The following is a 5056-nucleotide window of genomic DNA, read 5'->3' on the forward strand; positions in this document are numbered from 1 at the left end:
GGGGCGCCGCCGGCACGGGCGGGGCCGGGGCGGGTCGGGGTCGCTGGGCGGGGGCGTGAATTCCACCGGCGGGGGAGCCGGCGGGATGCCGTTGCTGGTGTTGATCGTGATCGTCGCGCCCGGGAACGCCTGTCCGGTCGGGGAGGTACCGACGATGACGCCCCGGGCCGCTCCGCTGGGCACCGGCGTCGGCTGCTCGGCCACCCGGAACCCCGCCTCGGTGAGGCGCTTCTTGGCGGCGTCGAAATTCAGGCCCACCACCGCGGGCACGTTGCTGCCCGGGGCGCCGTTGACGTAGCGCGCATCGGTGGGCGGCAGAGTCACCGGACCGAACTCGGTGGCGATCGGGCTCATCGCCTGGAACCAGGTCTGGGCCGGTGATGTGCCGCCGTAGAGGTTCCCGCCGCCTCCGCACTTGCGCAGCGGGAAGGCGCACAGCGCGGCGGGTTGCGGGGAGTCGTCGAAGATGTAGCTGGCGGCGGCGAGTTGGTTGGTGTAGCCGAGGAAGCCCGAGGACCGGTGCGACTCGGTGGTGCCGGTCTTGCCGGCCATCGGCAGTCCCCAGCCGACCGAACCCGCCGCGGCCGCACCGGTTCCCATCGTGGTGTCCTTGGCCAGGGCGTTCGTCAGGGTGTTGGCAAGCCCCTCGGGCACCACCCGCTCGCATTCCGCGCTGGGTAGGAAGATCTCTTTTCCGCGGCGGTCGAAAACTTTGTCAATCGGGTTCGGTGGACACCAGATGCCGCCCGAGGCCAGGGTCGCTGCCACGTTCGACAATTCGAGCGCGTTGATCTCGAACGGGCCCAGCGTGAACGATCCGATGTTCGACCGTTTGATGTAGTCGGCGAGGCTTTCGTCACTCTTCGGGTTGTAGGCGCGCGCGGTGCCCGGGTCGGCGTAGGACCGCAAACCCAGACGTACCGCCATGTCGACCACCCGTGGGACACCCACCTGGGAGATCAGCTTGGCGAAGGCGGTGTTCGGCGACAGCGCCAGCGCGTCGGTCAGGCTCAACGGGCTGCGGTAGGCGCCGGCGTTCTTCACGCACCAGGTCTTGGGTGGGCAACCGGGGGTGTTGCTGCTGCCCAGACCGACACCCTGAAACGTCGGCGGCACGTCCAGTAACGCGTTGGTGCCCAGTCCCATTTCCAGGGCGGCGGCGCTGGTGAAAATCTTGAAGATCGACCCGGCGCCATCTCCGACCAGGGTGAAGGGCTGCGGCTGGACCGTCTGGCCCGCCTCCAACTTCAAGCCGTAGTTGCGGTTGTCGGCCATCGCGACGAGCCGGTGCGCGTCCTTTCCGGGTCGGATCACGCTCATCACGCTGGCGACACCGTCGAGCGTCGGACTGGCGACCGAGTCGATCGCCGTCTTGACCGGCTTCTGGACCCGCGGGTCCAGGTTCGTCTTGATCAGATACCCGTTGCGGGCAACGTCCTCCTTACTGATGCCCGCGCGCGCCAGGTATTCCAGCGCGTAGTCGCAGTAGAAAGCCCGGTCTCCCGCGGCGATACAACCCTGGGGCAGCGCATTGGGTCGCCGCAGAACCCCCAGCGGCTGCTCCTTGGCCGCCCGCAGCTCCTCGGCACGGTCCGGCACGTTCTCGATCATGGTGTCCAGCACCAGATTTCGCCGTTCCAGCGCGCCGCGGGGATTGGTGTAGGGATTGAGGGCGCTGGTCGACTGCACCATTCCGGCCAGCAGCGCGGCCTGCTGCCAGTTCAGATCCGCCGCGTTCACCCCGAAGTAGGTGCGCGCCGCGTCCTGCACGCCGTAGGCCCCGTTGCCGAAGGGCACCAGGTTGAGATAGCGGGTGAGAATCTCCGGTTTGGTCAGTACCTTGTCCAGCTCCAGAGCCATGCGTATCTCGCGCAGTTTGCGGGTCGGGGTGTTCTCCACCGCCGCGTTGCGTTCGGCATCGGTGTCGGCGCTGACCAGCAGGTTGAAATTCTTCACGTACTGCTGCTCGATGGTCGATCCACCCCGGGTCTGGACCGCCCCCCTGAGGTAGCCGGCCAGTCCGGTCAGGGTGCCGGGCAGGTCGAGGCCGTTGTGTTCGGCGAAACGCCTGTCCTCGATCGAGACGATCGCCATTTTCATCGTGTCGGCGATCCGGTTGGTCGGCAGAACCCAGCGACGCTGGACGTACAGCCAGGCAATCGGGTTGCCGTCGGCGTCGACCATGGTCGAGACCGCCGGCACGTCGCCGTCGACGATGTCGGCTGAGTCCTTGCTCACCAGTTCGGAGGCATGGTTACTCGCGACGCCGGCCGCACCGGCGATCGGGAACAGCAGAGCCGCCGTCAGGACACCGGCGAGCAGGCAGAACAGCGCGAAGCGGACGAGGGTGGGCCGAGTCGGCGGGTACTGATCCGACATGCGCGCCGGATGGTCAGTCGGCCCGGCGGCGCAGCAGTGCGCGGATCACCAGCACCGCCGCGGCGAACGCGGCGAGTCCGATCACCAGGACCCGGCGGGAGGGTTCCCCCTCGGCGACGATCGGCGCGGGAAGTGCGACCGGGTTGCTGGCCTGCTGGACCGAGGACTTCGCGTTGGCCGCGGCTTCCCGGGCGGCACCCCCGACACCGGTTGACGCGGCGGGCCGGGGAGTGGGCACCGCTTTTTTCGCCGGGGCTTTCTTTGCCGGGGCCTTCTTCGCAGCGGCCTTGCGCGCCGGGGCCTTCTTCGCCGCCTTCTTCACCGCCGGAGCGGGCGTTTCGGGGCCGGCTGCCGTGTGCGGCAGCGGCCCGGAGGCGTCGGCGCTCCGATCAGGCTGGTCTTCAGGGTCTGCCATCTGACCGCTCCTTCATCTGATGTCGCTGCGGGGTGTCAATCATGCCAGTTGCCGCACCGGGGCCTTCAGGCCAGCACACCCAGCCGGGCCATGAGATCGGCCTCGACGGCGTCGAGCTGATCGCCGATCGCCATCTGGGCCGAGCGCCGGCGCGGACCGGGCATGTTCTCCGCAGCGATCGTGGCTGCCGACAGATTGCCCAGCCGATCGGTCATCGCCGCGACGAACTGCTTGGTCTCGGCGTCCTTGGGTTTGCGCTCGACCAGGGTCTGCAGCGAGCGTTCGGCCCCGGCGATGCGCGCCGAGAGTCGTGCGCCCTGACCGGAGAACTGGCCGAGCTGGGTCAACGGCACCCCGAGTCGATCGGCGCGCCACTCATCGATCGCGCCGCGGGTCGCGGTGGCGGCGCGATAGGCCACCGGGACGACCACCGGGGCGAGCAGCCGGGAAACCCGCACCGCGCGCTTGACCCGGCCGGGGGCCAGGATCTTGCCCTCCCGCGCGACGCGCACCTGCGACTCGGCGACTTTGACCGCAGCCCGATCGGCGTCGCGCTGGGCCTTCAGCCCGGCCTTGATCGCCTTGTTCTCGGTCCGCTCCGTGGCCCGGATCCGCCGGGTCTCATTCTTCGCGGCCAGCCGGGCCTCCAGCTTGGCCTTGGCCTTCAGTGCGCGGGCTTCGGCCCGTTTCGTCGACCGATCCTTGCGCTTGGTGAACAGGCCCATCGGCCAACCCTATCGCCGCCGCACCGGCAGCCCACCAGCTGTGCCCGAGCTTGTTTTTGCGACCTGCGGCTATGCGACAATTTTGGGATGGCAGCCGGCCGCAGGGTGATCGAGGCAGTCAACGAGGTCCTCGAGCTTGCGCCCCGTCGCGGCGAGGTGTCGCTGAACCGTCTGGTCGCGGTCGTCGGCGAGCACCGCGGGCGTCCCATCACCGTCAGCACGGCCGAACTGCCGCCGGGCGTCTCCGGCCAGTGGCGCCAGTACACCGACCACGACGAGTTCCTGATCCAGGAGGGGTTGCCCACCGCCGAGCGCACCCTCGCCCACGAGCTGGGCCATCTCGTGCTCGGCCACGACGGCATGCCGGTGACCGACCTCGCCCGGGACGCCACCGAATTGGCGGGTGACGACCTGATCAGCTACATGCTCAACCAGCGCACCGGATGCATGGGCCCGGGCGGCGAGGACGTCGAACAGGAGGCGGAGGACTTCGCCGCCCTGCTGCTCTACCGGCTCGGGCGGTTACCCAGCGACCGCGCCTCGATCATCCAGATCCGCCTCGGAGAGGCGTTTGGTTGATCGTCTGGGTGATCGCCGGTCTCCTGGGAATGGCGACCGGCCTTCGTATCGGGTGGGCATTGGTAAACCGGCAGTCAGTGGTCAGCGGCGCGATGATCCTCGCGCTGGGCAGCCTGGCCCTCGTCGCCGCCCTGAACTGGCCGCCCCTGACGATCCTGCTCGACACCGCGCTGGGCTGGCCGAACATCTCCGTCGGGCTGAGCCAGGTCGCGCTGGTCGGGTCCGCCGCCGGCAGCTGCGTGATGATCACCTCCGTCGCCAGCGAGCGGGGACCCCGGGGCACCCGCCGCCTGGCCCTCGCCCAGTACGCGCTCGCGGCCGTCATCGCCGCGGTGAGCCTGGGGCTCTTCCTGGCCGGCGAACGCCAGCCCGAGTCCTCGCCCCAGGACTACCTCGCCCGCAACCTCGGCTCGTCCAACACCGCGCTGCCCTGGCTGGTGCCGCTGCTGTACGTCCTGATGGCGCTGACGCTGGTCTTCTGGGTGGGTGTTCGGCTGTCCAACCCGAGTCGGCGCGGGCGGGCACTGCTCGTCTTCACCGCGGGCATCGCGCTGATCGTCGCCGCGGTCACCTTCGTCCTGATCCGGGCGGTCTGGTCGACGCCCCTGGTCGGCGTCGGGACCGCAGCGGCGCTGCTGATGTGCGCGATGGCGATGGTCGCGGCCGGGTCACTGCTGCCGGCTGCCGAGGACTGGGTGGGTGCCCGGCGGGAACTGCGGCTGATCGAACCGCTCCGGCGCGAGATGCACCGGCGCCACCCGGACGTGGGCATCGGAGTGCGGCCCCGGGGCCCGCTGGTGTTCCGGGTTGCCGAACGACTCTCCCTGATCTCGGACTCGCTCTACCTCGAAGCGGCGGGGTATCGCGCGGACGGGGAGGACGAGGGGGAGCCGCCCGTCAGCGCCAGCCCCGCCGACCGGGCGTTGGCCGTCGCCCGATGGCTGCACGGGTCCCGCCC

General features: G+C 69.8%; 5 protein-coding genes. 2 read left to right on the forward strand and 3 right to left on the reverse strand.

Going from position 1 to position 5056, the window contains the following annotated elements; all coding sequences use genetic code 11:
* The 3 genes from ACKOB8_RS15310 to ACKOB8_RS15320 form a co-directional block, all read right to left on the reverse strand.
* A partial coding sequence (locus tag ACKOB8_RS15310) for a penicillin-binding protein (protein ID WP_526378769.1) occupies nt 1-2379 on the reverse strand: 2379 nt, incomplete at its 3' end.
* A 13-nt stretch (nt 2380-2392) separates the two neighbouring features.
* Nucleotides 2393-2794, reverse strand: a complete 402-nt coding sequence (locus ACKOB8_RS15315; protein ID WP_526378771.1) for an Rv3852 family protein — start codon at nt 2792-2794, stop codon at nt 2393-2395.
* Between the two features lie 65 nt (nt 2795-2859).
* Nucleotides 2860-3519, reverse strand: a complete 660-nt coding sequence (locus ACKOB8_RS15320; RefSeq protein ID WP_526378773.1) for a DUF6474 family protein — start codon at nt 3517-3519, stop codon at nt 2860-2862.
* Between the two features lie 87 nt (nt 3520-3606).
* On the opposite strand from ACKOB8_RS15320, the gene ACKOB8_RS15325 reads away from it, so the two are divergent.
* Together ACKOB8_RS15325 and ACKOB8_RS15330 are read left to right on the forward strand one after the other, a co-directional pair.
* Nucleotides 3607-4098 (forward strand): ImmA/IrrE family metallo-endopeptidase, encoded by a 492-nt coding sequence (locus ACKOB8_RS15325; RefSeq protein WP_526378775.1) that lies wholly within the window; start codon nt 3607-3609, stop codon nt 4096-4098.
* The coding region (locus tag ACKOB8_RS15330; protein ID WP_526378777.1) for a hypothetical protein at nt 4095-5056 on the forward strand (962 nt) is incomplete at its 3' end. The genes ACKOB8_RS15325 and ACKOB8_RS15330, both read left to right, overlap by 4 nt.

Origin of the sequence: Mycobacterium sp. (assembly GCF_046091765.1) — a bacterium.
Taxonomy (GTDB): domain Bacteria; phylum Actinomycetota; class Actinomycetes; order Mycobacteriales; family Mycobacteriaceae; genus Mycobacterium.

Excerpts from the sequence above, each read along its gene's own strand:
- ACKOB8_RS15325 (WP_526378775.1), top strand. The coding sequence starts at position 3,607 with ATGGCAGCCGGCCGCAGGGTGATCGAGGCAGTCAACGAGGTCCTCGAG.
- ACKOB8_RS15315 (WP_526378771.1), bottom strand. The coding sequence starts at position 2,794 with ATGGCAGACCCTGAAGACCAGCCTGATCGGAGCGCCGACGCCTCCGGG.
- ACKOB8_RS15320 (WP_526378773.1), bottom strand. The coding sequence starts at position 3,519 with ATGGGCCTGTTCACCAAGCGCAAGGATCGGTCGACGAAACGGGCCGAA.